The sequence below is a fragment of the Agromyces marinus genome, assembly GCF_021442325.1.
Lineage (GTDB): Bacteria > Actinomycetota > Actinomycetes > Actinomycetales > Microbacteriaceae > Agromyces > Agromyces marinus.
This window is the reverse complement of record NZ_CP087879.1, coordinates 2,644,789-2,659,150: the sequence shown is the minus strand read 5'-3', so window position 1 is coordinate 2,659,150 and position 14,362 is coordinate 2,644,789. Positions and strand designations below refer to the sequence as shown.

The following is a 14,362-nucleotide window of genomic DNA, read 5'->3' as shown; positions in this document are numbered from 1 at the left end:
ACGCTAGCCGACACCGTCGGCCCCTCGTGCGAGCATGGACCACATGCCCGCCGACCGCACGCCAGACTGGCGAACCGCGCTCGCGAGCCTCGAACCGCAGGGGCCGGGCACGGCCGATCGCGAGTCGCGCTCGGCGGCTGCGGGGGCGGATGCCGCGGCCGCGCGCGGCACGGGCGCCGCGCTGCCGCTCGGGCTCCAGTTCGAGCTGCGCCGCCGCGTCGAGCGCCGGAGCGGGCAGTGGCGCGGGCCGCGCGACGAACCCGCTCGCCGGGCGACCGGGGTGGATCGCCTCGCGGTGCGTCCGGTCGCGCGCGGAGCGCGCGGCGCGTGGGTGAAGAACGGCCTGACCTGGCAGAACATCGGCTACCAGGCATCCGCTGCGGGGGTCGATCCGGCGCAGTCCCGCTGGTTCGCGCAGTTCGCGATGCTCAAGGGCACGACCCCGTCGGTGCACGTCTACGGCTCCGAGTGGATCACGATCGACGAGTTCGAGAGCCCGCTGCTGTGGGCGCTGCTCGCCGAGGGCCGAAGGCTCGGCGTCGCGCTCGTGGGCTCCGACGTCACGCCCGAGGTCAGGCTGCACGGGGCGGCCGAGATCGGCCTCGACGCGAGCCTCGCCGGCGGCGGGCTCGTCCTCGCGCCGACGCTCGCACTCGACGGCGAGCCGCGACCGCTCGGCGGGGCGGGCGGTGCCGGCGTGCGGCCGATCGCCGCGCACGGCGTCTACCGATTCGACCTCGACGAGGGGCTGGTCGAACTCGCACCCGTTCCCGCCGGGCTCGGCCCGGCCGAATCGGCCCTCATCGACGCACCCGAGGCGATCCGCGTGCCCGAGGCCGAGCTCTCCGAGTTCCTCGCCGCGCACGTGCACCCGCTCGCGCGCACCCTCGCGATCACGAGCCGCGACGGCAGCTTCGAACTGCCCGCCCTCCCGCCGGCGACGCTCGTGCTCGACCTGCGCCACGAGCCCGACGACGTGCTCCGCATCTCATGGCGATGGGAGCACGCCGACGGCCGCGTGAGCGAGGTCGACCCCGGCGCCGCGCCCGAACCCGAGTACGACGACGACCTCGTGGCCCGCGTCGCCGACGAACTCGGATGGGTGCCGTTCGACGCCGTGCTGCTGCGCGGCATCGACGCGGCCGAGTTCGTCGTCGAGCGGATGCCGCGACTGACCGCACTCGCCGACCGCGGCCCGCTGCGCATCGACGAGCGCGGCGACCGGCCCGACTACCGCGAGGCGACCGCGCGCCCGCACCTGGCGGTCTCGCTCGTCGAGAGCCGCAGACGGGACTGGTTCGACCTCGGCGTCATGATCACCGTCGACGGGCGCACCGTGCCGTTCGTCGACGTGTTCCGCGCCCTGGCCACGGGGCGCAGGCGGCTGCTCCTCGTCGACAAGTCCTACCTCGACCTCGCGCAGCCCGTGTTCGACGAGCTTCGAGACCTGCTCGCCGAGGCGGGCGAGCTCGACGAATGGGAGACGGGTGCGCTGCCCATCCACAGGTCGCGCACGAGCCTCTGGGCCGACTTCGAAGACCTGGCGGATGTCGCCGAGCCCGCGCTCGAGTGGCGTGCCACGGTCGCGGGCCTCGAGAGCGGTGTGGTCCCGGAGCTCGACCAGCCCGAGGGGCTCGCGCTCCCGCTGCGCCCCTATCAGCTCGGCGGGTTCCGGTGGCTGGCGTTCCTGCACGCCAACCGCCTCGGCGGCGTCCTCGCCGACGACATGGGACTCGGCAAGACCGTCCAGTGCCTCGCGCTCATGCAGCACGCGGTCGAGCACGGCGGGCGCGCGTCGCCTCCGGACGGGGGTCCGTTCCTCGTCGTCGCGCCGACCTCGGTCGCGTCGAACTGGGTGCGCGAGGCGGCGCGGTTCACGCCCGGACTCCGAGTGGCATCCGTCACCGCGACCTCGGCGAAGCGCCGCCGCCCGCTCGCCGAGATCGCAGCCTCGGCCGACGTCGTCGTGACCACGTACGCCGTGCTCCGCATCGATGCCGAGCAGTTCGCCGACCTCGCCTGGGCCGGGCTCGTCCTCGACGAGGCGCAGTTCGTGAAGAACGCGGCCACGCGCGTGCACGACGCGGCCCGCGGCATCCGCGCGCCCTTCCGCCTCGCCGTCACGGGCACTCCGCTCGAGAACCACCTCGGCGAGCTCTGGGCGATCCTGCGGGTCGTCGCGCCCGGGCTCTTCCCCTCCCGCCGAGCCTTCGACGAACGCTACCGCCGTCCCATCGAGGAGGACGGGAGCACGGCTCGGCTCGAGACGCTGCGCCGTCGCATCCGCCCCCTCGTGCTGCGCCGCACCAAGGAGGCCGTCGAACCCGAACTGCCGCCCAAGCAGGAGCAGGTGGTCGAGATCGACCTCGGGTCAGAGCACCGCCGCCTGTACGACGCCGCGCTGCAGCGCGAACGGCAGAAGCTGCTCGGCCTGGTCGACGACCTGGATCGGCAGCGGTTCATCGTGTACCGCTCGCTCACCTACCTGCGACTGCTCGCGCTCGACCCGGCGCTGGTCGATGCCGAGGCCCACCGCGGGATCTCCTCGGCGAAGCTCGAGACCCTGTTCGAGCATCTCGACGACGTGCTCGCCGAGGGGCACCGGGCACTCGTCTTCAGCCAGTTCACCTCGTTCCTCGACCGCGTGACCGATCGCCTGGATGCCACGGGCACGCCGTTCGCGCGGCTCGACGGTTCGACGCCGCAGCGCCGCCGCGACGAGGAGGTGCGGCGGTTCCGGGCGGGCGAGGCATCGGTGTTCTGCATCAGTCTCAAGGCCGGCGGGTTCGGGCTCAACCTCGTCGAGGCGGACTACGTCTTCCTCATGGACCCGTGGTGGAACCCCGCCGCCGAGACGCAGGCGGTCGACCGGGCCCACCGCATCGGCAGGCGGGGGAAGGTCATGGTCTACCGGTTCGTCGCCGCGGACACCATCGAGCAGAAGGTCATGGAGCTCCAGGTCCGCAAGGGCGAGCTCGCGGCATCCGTGCTCGACGCCGGCGACGCGCTCGCGTCGGCGCCGCTCGACGCCGCGGCGCTCCGCGCGCTCCTCGACGCCTGAAGCGCGCTGCGCGTTCGCCGGCCTCGCCGGCGCGCGCTCCGCGCGCTGGGCGCCGCGCGCTGCTCCGGCCGCCCCCGGCCGGTCAGTCGGGGCGTGCGCGCCGGCGAGGCCGGCGGGTGCGCGGCTCGTCGAGGCCGACGTGGATGCGCGTGTTGCGCCGCTCGATCACCACGAACGCCGCACCGAGCACCCACAGCGGCACCTGCGTGAGGAACGCGAAGCGGAACGCGTCGAGCGTGTAGGTGTCGGGCGTGCCGGCGCCCTGCGCGTCCATCGCGATGCCGATGAGCAGGATCGCGAGCAGTGCCGCGAGGAAACCGCCGACGTTGGTGATGCCCGTCGCGGTGCTCAACCGGTGGCTCGGGTTGAACGTGCGGGTGTGGTCGAAGCCGACCATCGATCCGGGGCCTCCCGTGCTCATCGCGAACACGAGCACGAACAGCAGCCACAGCGGCGGGACCTCGGGCCAGGCGATGACGGCGATCCAGGCGGCGACCTGGACGGCGATGACCGGAAGCACGAGCAGCCGCGAGCGCCGGGTCGGGTGCCGACTCGAGATCGCGCCGATGACCGGCCCGACGAGGATGCCGAACACGACGTACATGGTCAGCAGCAGCGACGCGGTCGCCGTGGACACGCCCACCCCGACCGTCAGGAACGGGAACCCCCAGAGCAGCACGAACGCGGTCCCCGCGAACGGCGTCGTGAAGTGCGACCAGAATGCGAGGCGGGTCCCGGGGTGGGCCCAGGACTCGCGGAACCCCTGCCGCAGGTCGGCCGACGACCGGACGACGTGGATCGCGCCCGTGACCGTGTCGACCGAGACGTCCCCCACCCGGCCGGGCGGCCGGTTGCGGATCACGGCGAAGGTCAGCACGGTGAACAGCACGCCGAGGCCGGCGAGCGAGCCGAAGGCGACGGTCCAGCTCGTCGCGTGCAGGAGCGCCGCGAGCGGGAGCACGGCGAGGATCTGACCGGACTGCCCGACCAGGCCGGTCATCTGCACCATGAACGGCGCCTGCCGCTCGGGGAACCAGACGGCGATCACGCGCAGCACGCTCGGGAACACCGCCGCATCGCCGGCGCCGAGCAGCATGCGCGCGACGATCGCCCAGCCGACGTCGGGTGCGACGGCGAGCAGCAGCTGCCCGGCGGCCATGACGGCCATGCCGATCGTGATCATCGGGCGCGCGCCGAACCGGTCGAGCAGGAGGCCGACCGGGATCTGCATGCCGCCGTAGACGGCGAGCTGGATGACGGCGAACATCGACAGCGTCGACGCATCGGCGTCGAAGCGCACGGCCGCGTCGACCCCGACCGCTGAGAGCGACGAGCGATTGGTGACCGAGAGGATGTAGGCGGCGACCGCCACCGACCACACCAGCCAGAGGCGCCACGTCGGGGCGATGGGGAGCGGGGTCGGGGTCGTCACGGCTCTTCGAGGCTACTCCTCGACCCGTCGATCCCGACCCCCGCCGCGTCAGTTCACCGGCGCGCCCTCGGATGCCCCGTCGCCGAGCGCCGCAACGGACCCGGTCGACGTGCCGACGGCCGCCTCGGCCTCCATCTCGAGCTCCGCGTCGATGTCGTAGGCCGCCTGCTCGAACTGCGAGTTGTACAGGCGGTAGTAGGCGCCCTTCGCGGCGATGAGCTGCTCGTGCGAGCCCTGCTCGACGATGTCGCCGTGCTCCATCACGAGGATGAGGTCGGCGTCGCGGATGGTCGAGAGGCGGTGCGCGATGACGAACGACGTGCGCCCCTGCCGCAGGGCGGCCATGGCGTTCTGCAGCAGCAGCTCGGTGCGGGTGTCGACCGAGCTGGTCGCCTCGTCCAGGATCAGCACGCTCGGCTGCGCGACGAACGCGCGGGCGATGGTGATGAGCTGCTTCTCGCCGGAGGAGACGTTGGACGCCTCCTCGTCGAGCACGGTGTCGTACCCGTCGGGCAGCGCGTGCACGAAGCGGTCGACGTAGGTCGCCGTCGCGGCCGCGATGATCTCGTCGTCGGTCGCATCCTGGCGCCCGTATCGGATGTTCTCGCGGATGGACCCGCCGAACAGCCACGGGTCCTGCAGCACCATGCCCGTGCGTGCGCGCACATCGTGGCGGGTGAGTTCGGCGATGTCCTGTCCGTCGATGAGGATGCGGCCGCCGTCGAGCTCGTAGAAGCGCATGACGAGGTTCACGAGCGTGGTCTTTCCCGCACCGGTCGGGCCGACGATCGCGACCGTCTGCCCGGGTTCGACTCGGAACGACAGGTCGCGGATGAGCGGCCGGTCGGGCGTGTACGCGAACGAGACGTGGTCGAACTCGATGACGCCGCGGCCGTCGACGGGCGCGGGGGCGTCCGCGGCATCCGGATCCTCCTCGTCGGCGTCGAGCAGTTCGAAGACGCGCTCGGCCGACGCCGTTCCGGACTGGACGACCGCGGCCATGCCGCCGAGCTGCGACAGCGGCTGCGTGAACTGCTGCGAGTACTGGATGAACGCCTGCACGTCGCCGAGCCGGAGCTGGCCGCCGGCGACCATGAGCCCGCCGAGCACCGCGATGCCGACGTACGTGAGGTTCCCGATGAACATCATGCCCGGCATGATGATGCCCGCGAGGAACTGCGCCTTGAAGGATGCCTCGTAGAGCTCCTCGTTCTCGGCGCGGAACTTCTCGCTCGAGTCCTGCGAGCGGCCGAAGACCTTCACGAGCGCGTGGCCCGAGAAGGATTCCTCGACGCGGGCGTTCAGGCGCCCGACCTTGCGCCACTGGATGCCGAACGCGGCCTGCGACTTCGGTCCGATGATGCCGAAGATCACGCCCATGAGCGGCAGTGCGACGAGCGCGACGAGCGAGAGCTGCCACGAGATCGAGAACATCATCACGAGCACGCCGATCACCGTGAGGATGCTCGTGACCGCGCTCGAGAGCGACTGCTGCATCGTCTGGGTGATGTTGTCGATGTCGTTCGTGACGCGCGAGATCAGCTCGCCCCGCTGGGTGCGGTCGAAGTAGCTGAGGGGAAGGCGGTGAACCTTCGCCTCGACCTGCTCGCGCAGCCGGTACATGGCCCGGACCATGATGACGTTGATCACGTAGCCCTGGATCCAGACGAGGAGTTCGGCCGCGATGTAGATCAGCAGCACGATCGCGACGAGCTGGCTGAGTCGCGCGAAGTCGATGCCCTCGCCGGGGGTGAGGTTCGCCGCGCCGACGACGTTGGCGAGGTCGTCCTGTCCGGTGGCCCGGAGCCCCTCGACCGCCTGTTCCTGCGTGACGCCGGCGGGGATCTGCAACGAGATCCAGCCCTCGAAGATGACGTTGGTCGCCTCGCCCAGCACGCGCGGCGCGATGACGGTGAGCACGACGCCGAGCGCGCCCAGCAGCGAGACGAACGCGAACGACCACTTCCACGGGGCGAGCAGGCCGATCATGCGCCGGAAGCTGCGACCGAAGTCCTGGGCCTTGCCGGGTGCGACCGAGTCCCACGACCCGGAGTTGATGCGGGCCTCTTCCGCGAGGCGCTGCTCTTCGAGCTCTTCTGCGGTCGGCTGGGCGCCGGCGGCCAGCGCGGCGCCCTCGGCTGCGGCGGCTCGGGCCTCTTGCGCGGCGCGGCGCCTGGGGGCGGTGTTGTCGCGGCTCATGCCTGGGTCTCCACTCCGAGCTGGGATTCGACGATCTCGCGGTAGGTCTGGCAGGTCTCGACGAGTTCGTCGTGCCGGCCGTCGCCGACGACCCTGCCGCCCTCGAGGACGACGATGCGATCGGCATCGGTGATGGTCGAGACGCGCTGGGCGACGACGACCTTGGTGACCTCGGGCAGTTCGCGCCACAGCGCCTGCCTGAGTCTCGCGTCGGTCGTGAGGTCGAGGGCCGAGAACGAGTCGTCGAAGACGAGGATCTCGGGCCGGTGCACGATGGCGCGGGCGATCGCGAGTCGCTGCCGCTGGCCGCCCGAGACGTTGGTGCCGCCCTGCGAGATGCGGGCGTCGAGCCCGCCCTCCATCGCGGCGACGAAGTCGCGGCCCTGCGCGATCTCGAGCGCGTGCCACAGCTCGTCGTCGGTGGCCTCCTCTCGCCCGAATCGCAGGTTGGATGCCACGGTGCCCGCGAACAGGAATGGCCGCTGCGGCACGAGGCCGATGGTCTTCCAGAGGGCGTCGAGGTCGGCGTCGCGCACGTCGGTGCCGCCGACGAGCACGGCGCCGCCGGTCACGTCGAAGAGCCTCGGGATGAGCGAGACGACGGTGGTCTTGCCCGCACCGGTGGAACCGACGATCGCGAGGGTCTGGCCGCGCTCGGCCCGGAAGTTCGCGCCGTCGACGACCGCGTGCTCCGCGCCGGGGTAGGCGAACGTCACATCGCGGAACTCGACCGTGCCGGGCGCCCGGAACTCGGCGGTCGGCGTTGCGGGCTTCGGCAGTGAGGTCTCGGTGTCGAGCACGGCGCTGATGCGCTCGGCGGAGACCGCGGCGCGGGGGATCATGATCGTCATGAACGCGGCCATGAGCACGCCGCCGAGGATCACGCCGACGTACTGGACGAACGCGAAGAGCGTGCCGACCTGCACGCCGCCCGCGTCGACCTCCATCGCGCCGAACCAGATGACGCCGACGACGGTCACGTTGAGCACGAGCATGAACAGCGGGAACAGGGTGATGAAGAGCGTCCCGACGCGCCGGCCGACATCCATGATGTCGTGGTTGGCGCCCTCGAACCGCTGCTGCTCGATCGGTTCGCGCACGAACGCGCGGATGACGCGGATGCCCGTGAGCTGCTCGCGCAGCACGCGGTTGATGGCGTCGAGCCGCCCCTGGTAGCTGCGGAACAGCGGCACCATCCGGCTGAGCACGAGGCTCGCGATGAGCAGGATGGTGATGACCGAGACCCAGATCAGCCAGCTCAGCCCCACGTCCTGGCGGAGGGCCATGATGATGCCGCCGATGGCCATGAGGGGCGCGCTGACGAGCATCGTCGCCCCGGTCATCGCGAGCATCTGCACCTGCTGCACGTCGTTGGTGTTGCGGGTGATGAGCGAGCCCGGCCCGAACTGCGTCACCTCGCGCTCGCTGAACGCGCTCACCCGGTCGAAGACGTCGTTGCGGATGTCGCGGCCGACGCGCATCGCGGCCTTCGCCGCGAAGTACGTGGCGACGATGGCGCACGTGATCTGGCCGAGCGAGATCGCGAGCATGAACCCGCCGGTCGACCAGATGTAGGCCGTGTCGCCCTTCGAGACGCCCTCGTCGATGATGTCGGCGTTCAGGCTGGGGAGGTAGAGCGTGGCCAGAACGGAGAGGAACTGGAACGCGAGCACGCCGGCCAGGAGCCACCGGTAGGGCCTGAGATAGCGGATGAGCAGTCTGCCGAGCATGGGATCTCCACGTGATACGGAATGGAAGGGTGGCGGGCAGGGTCGACGTCGTCGCCCATGGCCGCAGCGCACCTCAGTCAAGTGTGCGTCGAACCTCCGACATGCGTATCCCCATCTCGGGTGATATCGCTGTCGGCGGAATCGCCCTCAGCCGGCGATGGCGACGCCGAGCGCGGCCACCGCGACCGTGAGTGCGGCCGCGGCTGTGAGGGCGGATGCCACGACGAGGCCGTGCGCGGGCCGTTCGGTCGCGCGGATCATCGCCGGCCGGTCGGGCACGGTCGTGTGCTCGGCGACGGATGCCGCGGGCCGGAGCACCGAGGTCGGCTCGAGCACCGAGGTCGGCTCGAGCACCGAGGCCGGCTCGAGCACCGAGGTCGACTCGAGCACGCCGGGCGACGCCGCAGCGGTGTGCGGGGTCCATCCGGATCCGTCCCAGTAGCGCAGCCGACCGGGCTCTCCGGGGTCGGCGTGCCAGCCGGCGTCGCGAGTCACGTGCTCGGCCCGTTCCGGCGGGCCCTGACGGCGCGGATCGTGAGTTGGGCGGCGGCGAACACGAGGAGCGCGGCGAACAGCCAGCCGCCGACGGCGGGCGGGACGAGGAAGGCGAGGGCGACGCCGGGGAAGGCCGCGGCCGTCGCGGCCAGGCCGACCACGAGCGCCGCGCGGAGGTCGACGAGCCCGCCGCGCGCGTTCTTCGCGGTGCCGCTGAGCGCGGTCGGGATCATGGCGACGAGCGAGGTTCCGCGCGCGATGAGGTCGCCGAGGCCGAAGAGGGTCATGAACGCGGGGACCATGATCAGGCCGCCGCCGACGCCGAAGAGTCCGGAGGCGACGCCGACGACCAGGCCGAGGGCGACGAGCCCGAGTGCGGGGCCGGCCTCGAAGGGCACGGGGTCGGCGAGCCGGTCGGGTGAACTGGTGATGAGCCGGGCGGCGACCACGACGAGCATCGCGATGAACAGCCAGCGCAGCCAGGCGAGGGGGAGCCGGGCGAGCAGGCTCGCGCCCACCCATCCGCCGACGATGCCGCCGACCGCGACGAGTGCGGCCGCCAGAAGGTCGACCTGCCCGTTGGCGAAGTAGGTGATCGAGCCGGCGATCGCGGTGGGCACGATCGCGGCCAGCGAGGTGGCCGAGGCGCGCCGCTGGTCCATCCCGGTGAGCAGGATCAGCAGCGGGACCATGATGAGGCCCCCGCCGACGCCGAACATGCCCGAGAGCAGGCCGCCCAGGACGCCCACGAGGACGAGTCGCCACACGCTGGGAACGACGGCGTCGGCCTGGGGCGAGGGGGACGGCATCCGGTCACTCTACTGCCGGGCGGATGTCGCGACCGACGGGGAGTGCTCCCCATGCGATCGCCCACGGCGGGGCGTGTTCGGCCCACGTTCAGCGGAGCCCGGATACGCTCGCTTCCGACCCGACGAAGGAGCCCAGCATGCAGTGCCCCACCGACGGCGCCGTGCTCGTGATGAGCGAGCGCAGCGGCATCGAGATCGATTACTGCCCGACGTGCCGCGGGGTGTGGCTCGATCGCGGTGAACTCGACAAGATCATCGAGCGCGCGGCGCGCGAGTTCGCCGGGCCGGCCGCGCAGGCCGCGCCCGCCGCGCCGGTGCACCCGCAGGCCGGTCCGACCCCGCCGGCCGCGCCGACCCCGCCCGCACCCCCGCACCCGTCGGCGCCCGCACCGGCGCAGCAGAGGTCGTCGAGCCCGATCGACCTGCTCCGTCAGGCCGCGGGCTACGACGACCGCCGCTACGACGACGACCGCCGGTACGACCGTGACGACCGCCGCTACGACGATCGTGGCTACCCGCGGCGCAAGAAGAAGGACAACTGGCTCTCGGAGCTCTTCGACTGAGCGTTCGTCAGCCCGCGTCGGCGGGCGCCTGCTCGATGTTCACCATCCACGTGACGCCGAACTTGTCGACGAGGATGCCGAACACGTCGCCCCACGGCGCCGTCTCGAACGGCTCGATGATCTTCGCGCCGGCCGCGAGCCCCTCCCAGTTGCTGCGCAGCCGCTGCTCGTCGCCCGCGCCGCCGCTGAGCGACACGGAGAACGCGTTGCCCTGCTCGTAGGGCGCCTCGTTCGGGGTGTCGGCGGCCATCAGCACGAGGCCGTCGGCGTCGAGCCGGGCGTGCATGATCTTCGCGGCCTCGTCGGCGCCGCCCATGCCGTAGTCGCCGAACACGCTCGTGGTCACTTCGCCGCCGAAGACGGATCGGTAGAACTCCATCGCCTCCTTCGCCTGGTCGCGGAAGCTGAGGTACGGATTCAGTAGAACGGCCATGGTGGCTCCTGCCCGGTCGGATGGCGGGCGGAGGCGCCCGCACCGCCGATCATGCCCCGGCCCGCCGACATCCGCGAGGGCGATCCCGCCAGCCGGCATCCGGGCGGGGTCTTGACGGCGTGGCCGTCGCGGCGTACGTTATCAACCAGATAGTTGCTAAAGCGAATGGTTGAGTAATGGATGCCTCCGACGCCGACGACCGCCTCGACCGCGCCTTCACGGCGCTGGCCGACCCGGTCCGACGGCGGATCATCGCCCGGCTCAGCCGGGGCCCGGCCACGGTCACCGAGCTGGCCGAACCGTTCGACATCACCACGCAGGGGGTGTCGAAGCACATCCGCGTGCTCGAGTCCGCCGGACTCGTCACGCGCAGTCGCGACGCCCAGCGTCGCCCCGTGCACCTCGACGCGGCGGCCCTCGAGACGCTCACCGAGTGGATCGATCGCCACCGCCTCACCGCAGAGCAGCGCTACCGACGACTCGACGCGCTGCTGGCCACCGCCGACGGCACGACCGCCGCGGCATCCGATCGACAGGAACGACCATGACCACCACGACCACCAACCCGGTCACCATCGACGCCCCCGAGGGGCTGCCCTACATCGACATCGAGCGTGTCTTCGACGCCCCGGTCGACGCGGTCTTCGACGCGCACCGCGACCCCGACAAGGTCCGGCAGTGGCTCGGGCCCGACGGGTACGAGATGCGCATCGAACGCTGGGACTTCCGGCCCCAGGGCGGCTACCGGTACGTGCACACCGACCCGCAGGGCGGGGACTGGGCGTTCAACGGCACCTTCCACTCCGTCCGCGAGAACGAGTTCGCCGTGCAGACGTTCGAGTTCGAAGGGGCGCCCGACGTCGTCAGCATCGAGGCGATGACCTTCGAGGACCTCGGCGACGGCCGCACCCGGCTGCGCGCCCACGCGGTCTACCCGACCCTCGAATCGCGCGACGCCATGGTCGAGCACGGCATGGCCGACGGCGTGATCCAGGGCTACGCCAGGCTCGACGCCCTGCTCGCGACCTGAGCCGCGGCATCCGCCCACCGCACGCGCGCACCGATCACCGAGGAGGACCACCGTGGACTGGACGCTCGAGGTCGTCATCGTCCCAGTGAGCGACATCGACCGTGCGATCGCCTTCTATCGCGACCGCGTCGGATTCGATCTCGACCACGACACCATCGCGGGCGAAGAGCGCTTCGCCCAACTCACCCCGCGCGGCTCGGGCTGCTCGATCGTGATCGGCACGCTCGCGGCCCAGAACGAGATGGCGCCCGGCTCGCTCAAGGGCGTGCAGCTCGTCGTCGCCGACGCCGAGGCGGCGCGCGCCGAGCTCGTCGCACGCGGCGTCGATGCGAGCCCCATCCAGGTCATCGATCCGCGCGACGGCGGCACGTTCTTCGGCTTCGACGACCCCGACGGCAACAGCTGGGCGGTCCAGCAGATCCGGGACCGCGGCGAACGACCGCTCATCCCGGTCGACTCGCGCCGCCGGTTCGGCGCCGAGCAGGGCGGCGCCGAGCAGGGCGACGGGTCGAGCGGATGACGCGGGGCCGCCCGGCGCCCGTCGCGGCCCGCTGCACTCAGTGCAGCGGGTCGCGCCCGTCGTCGTCGGTCGTGCGGTCCGGGACGTCCGCGACATCCCCTCGCGCTCGAGGGTCGTGCTCGACGATCTCGTCGACGTCCTCGGTCGCGACCCCGCCGGGCTGCGCATTCAGCGCGTCGAGCGTCTGGTGCGCGGCGTGGCGTGGCGGGCGCTCGTCGTCCACGTGCGTGAGCGCGGGACGCAACGCCTCCTTCACGGCCTCGGGCGCCGGCGGCTCCATGCCGGGCAGGGTCAGCGGCACGGTCGGCTGGTCGTGCCGCAACCCGAGCCTGCGCCCGAGCTGGCGCATCCATCGAGGTCCCCTGCCCATGGCACCCTCCTCGAGCGGCCCCTCGACCTCGAGGCCGTAGTACTCGCCGATCTGATCGACGAACTGGGCGCGCCTGGCCAACTGGTACGCGCGGCGCTCGCGACTGAACGCGATGATGGTCGACCAGCACATGAGCAGCATCACGATGCTGAACGGCAACGCGATGATGATCGCCGCGGTCTGCAGCGCCTGCAGCCCGCCCGTGAGCAGCAGCGAGATCGCGAGCAGAGCCGTGACGAGGGTGAAGAACGTGCGCACCCACTTGCGCGGATTGATCTGGCCGCCCGTGGCGATCATGCCCATGACCAGGGCGCCCGAGTCCGACGAGGTCACGAAGAAGATCGTGATGAGCAGGATGACGCCGAAGGTGAGCATGCCCGATGCCGGGAAGAAGTCGAGCAGTGCGAACAGGGTGCCCTCGACGTCGACCGCCCCGTCGGCGTCGAGCATGCTCCCCGGGTCGGTGAGCTCCTGGAAGAGCGCCGACCCGCCGAGCACGCTGAACCACAGGATGCCGATGAGCGTCGGCACGATGATGACCCCGGCGACGAACTGGCGCACCGTGCGGCCGCGCGAGATGCGGGCGATGAAGATGCCGACGAAGGGCGCCCACGAGATCCACCAGCCCCAGTAGAACGACGTCCACGACGCCTGCCAGGCCTCGCCCGCCGCGCCCTGGAACGCGCTGACGTTGAACGAGAGGCCGATGAAGTTCTGCACGTATGCGCCGATCGACTGCACGAACTCGCGCAGCAGCGACGCGGTCTCGCCGAAGATCAGGACGAACAGCACGAGCACGCCCGCGAGCATCAGGTTCGTCGACGAGAGCCACTTCATGCCCTTGGTGACCCCCGACAGCACCGAGGCGAGCACGAACACCGTGATGACGGCGATGATCACGACCTGCGTCGTCTCGGTGGGTTCGACCAGGCCCGCGGCATCGAGTCCCGCACTGATCTGGAGCACGCCGAGCCCGAGCGAGGTCGCGACGCCGAAGAGCGTGCCGGCGAGTGCGACGACGTCGATCAGGTTGCCCCACCCGCCGCGCACGCGCCTGCCGAGCAGCGGCTCGAGTGTCCACCGGATCGAGAGCGGCCGCTTGCGGCGGTGGATCGCGTACGCGAGCCCGAGCCCGACGACCACGTAGATCGACCAGGCGTGCACTCCCCAGTGCAGGTAGGTCTGGCTGAGCGCGAACCCGGCGAGCTGCTCGGGAGTCCCGGTCACGCCGGGGCGCGGCGAGACGAAGTGGCTGAGCGGTTCGCTCGCGCCGTAGAACACCAGGCCGATGCCCATGCCCGCCGCGAAGAGCAGCGAGAACCAGGCCCCGAGCGAGAACTCGGGCTTGTCGTCGTCCTGTCCGAGGCGGATGTCGCCGTAGCGACTGAACCCGACGAACAGGCTGAACACGACGAAGAAGGCCGCGATGAGCACGTAGTACCAGTTGAACGCGTTGACGATCGATGACTGGATCGCGCCGAAGAACGCCTCGGCCAGGTGCGGTGCGAGCAGCGCGAACCCGCTGAACGCGATCACGACGACCGCCGCGGGCCAGAACACCCACCGTTCGATGCTCGTCTTCGATCCGCGTCGGCCGGGCGGCGCTCCGGTCGGTCCGCTGCTCGCGTCGGCGGCCCCTGCGGGGGCGGATCCTTCAGCGTCCATGGTCCCGACGATACGCGCGGCGTTCCCGCGGGTCGAGGTCCACGCCGCGACTAGT

The 14,362-nt window shown here is 71.4% G+C and carries 12 protein-coding genes; 5 read left to right on the top strand and 7 right to left on the bottom strand.

All coding sequences use genetic code 11. The features are described from left to right. Positions 1-43 precede the first annotated feature (43 nt). A complete protein-coding gene (locus DSM26151_RS12425; RefSeq protein ID WP_234659835.1) occupies positions 44-3,061 on the top strand; it encodes a DEAD/DEAH box helicase in 3,018 nt (1,005 codons plus the stop codon). A gap of 82 nt (positions 3,062-3,143) precedes the next feature. On the opposite strand, the gene DSM26151_RS12420 is transcribed toward DSM26151_RS12425, so the two are convergent. The 5 genes from DSM26151_RS12420 to DSM26151_RS12400 form a co-directional block, all read right to left on the bottom strand. Beyond that, complete coding sequence (locus DSM26151_RS12420) at positions 3,144-4,493, bottom strand: MFS transporter (protein ID WP_234659834.1); 1,350 nt, start codon at positions 4,491-4,493, stop codon at positions 3,144-3,146. Positions 4,494-4,541: 48 nt separating this feature from the next. Beyond that, on the bottom strand, positions 4,542-6,692 hold the full coding sequence (locus DSM26151_RS12415) for an ABC transporter ATP-binding protein (RefSeq protein ID WP_234659833.1): 2,151 nt from the start codon (positions 6,690-6,692) through the stop codon (positions 4,542-4,544). Continuing rightward, entirely contained in the window at positions 6,689-8,422 is a 1,734-nt protein-coding gene (locus DSM26151_RS12410) for an ABC transporter ATP-binding protein (RefSeq protein ID WP_234659832.1), read from the bottom strand. The genes DSM26151_RS12415 and DSM26151_RS12410 overlap by 4 nt, the downstream gene beginning before the upstream one ends. Before the next feature lie 147 nt (positions 8,423-8,569). After that, the gene (locus DSM26151_RS12405; RefSeq protein WP_234659831.1) at positions 8,570-8,917 is read right to left on the bottom strand and encodes a DUF2510 domain-containing protein; all 348 of its coding nucleotides are present in this window, start codon (positions 8,915-8,917) and stop codon (positions 8,570-8,572) included. Further along, a complete protein-coding gene (locus DSM26151_RS12400) occupies positions 8,914-9,726 on the bottom strand; it encodes a sulfite exporter TauE/SafE family protein (protein ID WP_234659830.1) in 813 nt (270 codons plus the stop codon). The genes DSM26151_RS12405 and DSM26151_RS12400 overlap by 4 nt, the downstream gene beginning before the upstream one ends. Positions 9,727-9,863: 137 nt before the next feature. Here DSM26151_RS12400 and DSM26151_RS12395 point away from each other — a divergent pair, with 137 nt between their 5' ends. Continuing rightward, positions 9,864-10,289: a TFIIB-type zinc ribbon-containing protein gene (locus DSM26151_RS12395; RefSeq protein ID WP_234659829.1), complete on the top strand. Its 426-nt coding sequence runs from the start codon at positions 9,864-9,866 to the stop codon at positions 10,287-10,289. A gap of 7 nt (positions 10,290-10,296) precedes the next feature. Here DSM26151_RS12395 and DSM26151_RS12390 read toward each other — a convergent pair whose 3' ends face one another. Beyond that, positions 10,297-10,722 (bottom strand): VOC family protein, encoded by a 426-nt coding sequence (locus DSM26151_RS12390; RefSeq protein ID WP_234659828.1) that lies wholly within the window; start codon positions 10,720-10,722, stop codon positions 10,297-10,299. A 176-nt stretch (positions 10,723-10,898) separates the two neighbouring features. On the opposite strand from DSM26151_RS12390, the gene DSM26151_RS12385 reads away from it, so the two are divergent. From DSM26151_RS12385 to DSM26151_RS12375, 3 genes are read left to right on the top strand one after another with little or no spacing between them, the layout of a single operon-like run. Beyond that, on the top strand, positions 10,899-11,270 hold the full coding sequence (locus tag DSM26151_RS12385; protein ID WP_234659827.1) for an ArsR/SmtB family transcription factor: 372 nt from the start codon (positions 10,899-10,901) through the stop codon (positions 11,268-11,270). Beyond that, a complete protein-coding gene (locus DSM26151_RS12380) occupies positions 11,267-11,752 on the top strand; it encodes an SRPBCC family protein (protein ID WP_234659826.1) in 486 nt (161 codons plus the stop codon). Before DSM26151_RS12385 ends, DSM26151_RS12380 begins: the two co-directional genes overlap by 4 nt. 52 nt (positions 11,753-11,804) lie before the next feature. Then, entirely contained in the window at positions 11,805-12,272 is a 468-nt protein-coding gene (locus DSM26151_RS12375) for a VOC family protein (RefSeq protein ID WP_234659825.1), read from the top strand. 37 nt (positions 12,273-12,309) lie between these two features. Here DSM26151_RS12375 and DSM26151_RS12370 read toward each other — a convergent pair whose 3' ends face one another. Then, positions 12,310-14,307: a BCCT family transporter gene (locus DSM26151_RS12370; RefSeq protein WP_234659824.1), complete on the bottom strand. Its 1,998-nt coding sequence runs from the start codon at positions 14,305-14,307 to the stop codon at positions 12,310-12,312. Positions 14,308-14,362: the final 55 nt, after the last annotated feature.

What these genes read in the sequence shown, in the direction of transcription:
- DSM26151_RS12425 (WP_234659835.1), top strand. Translation starts at nt 44, where the DNA reads ATGCCCGCCGACCGCACGCCAGACTGGCGAACCGCGCTCGCGAGCCTC.
- DSM26151_RS12415 (WP_234659833.1), bottom strand. Translation starts at nt 6,692, where the DNA reads ATGAGCCGCGACAACACCGCCCCCAGGCGCCGCGCCGCGCAAGAGGCC.
- DSM26151_RS12410 (WP_234659832.1), bottom strand. Translation starts at nt 8,422, where the DNA reads ATGCTCGGCAGACTGCTCATCCGCTATCTCAGGCCCTACCGGTGGCTC.
- DSM26151_RS12400 (WP_234659830.1), bottom strand. Translation starts at nt 9,726, where the DNA reads ATGCCGTCCCCCTCGCCCCAGGCCGACGCCGTCGTTCCCAGCGTGTGG.
- DSM26151_RS12395 (WP_234659829.1), top strand. Translation starts at nt 9,864, where the DNA reads ATGCAGTGCCCCACCGACGGCGCCGTGCTCGTGATGAGCGAGCGCAGC.
- DSM26151_RS12390 (WP_234659828.1), bottom strand. Translation starts at nt 10,722, where the DNA reads ATGGCCGTTCTACTGAATCCGTACCTCAGCTTCCGCGACCAGGCGAAG.
- DSM26151_RS12385 (WP_234659827.1), top strand. Translation starts at nt 10,899, where the DNA reads ATGGATGCCTCCGACGCCGACGACCGCCTCGACCGCGCCTTCACGGCG.
- DSM26151_RS12380 (WP_234659826.1), top strand. Translation starts at nt 11,267, where the DNA reads ATGACCACCACGACCACCAACCCGGTCACCATCGACGCCCCCGAGGGG.
- DSM26151_RS12370 (WP_234659824.1), bottom strand. Translation starts at nt 14,307, where the DNA reads ATGGACGCTGAAGGATCCGCCCCCGCAGGGGCCGCCGACGCGAGCAGC.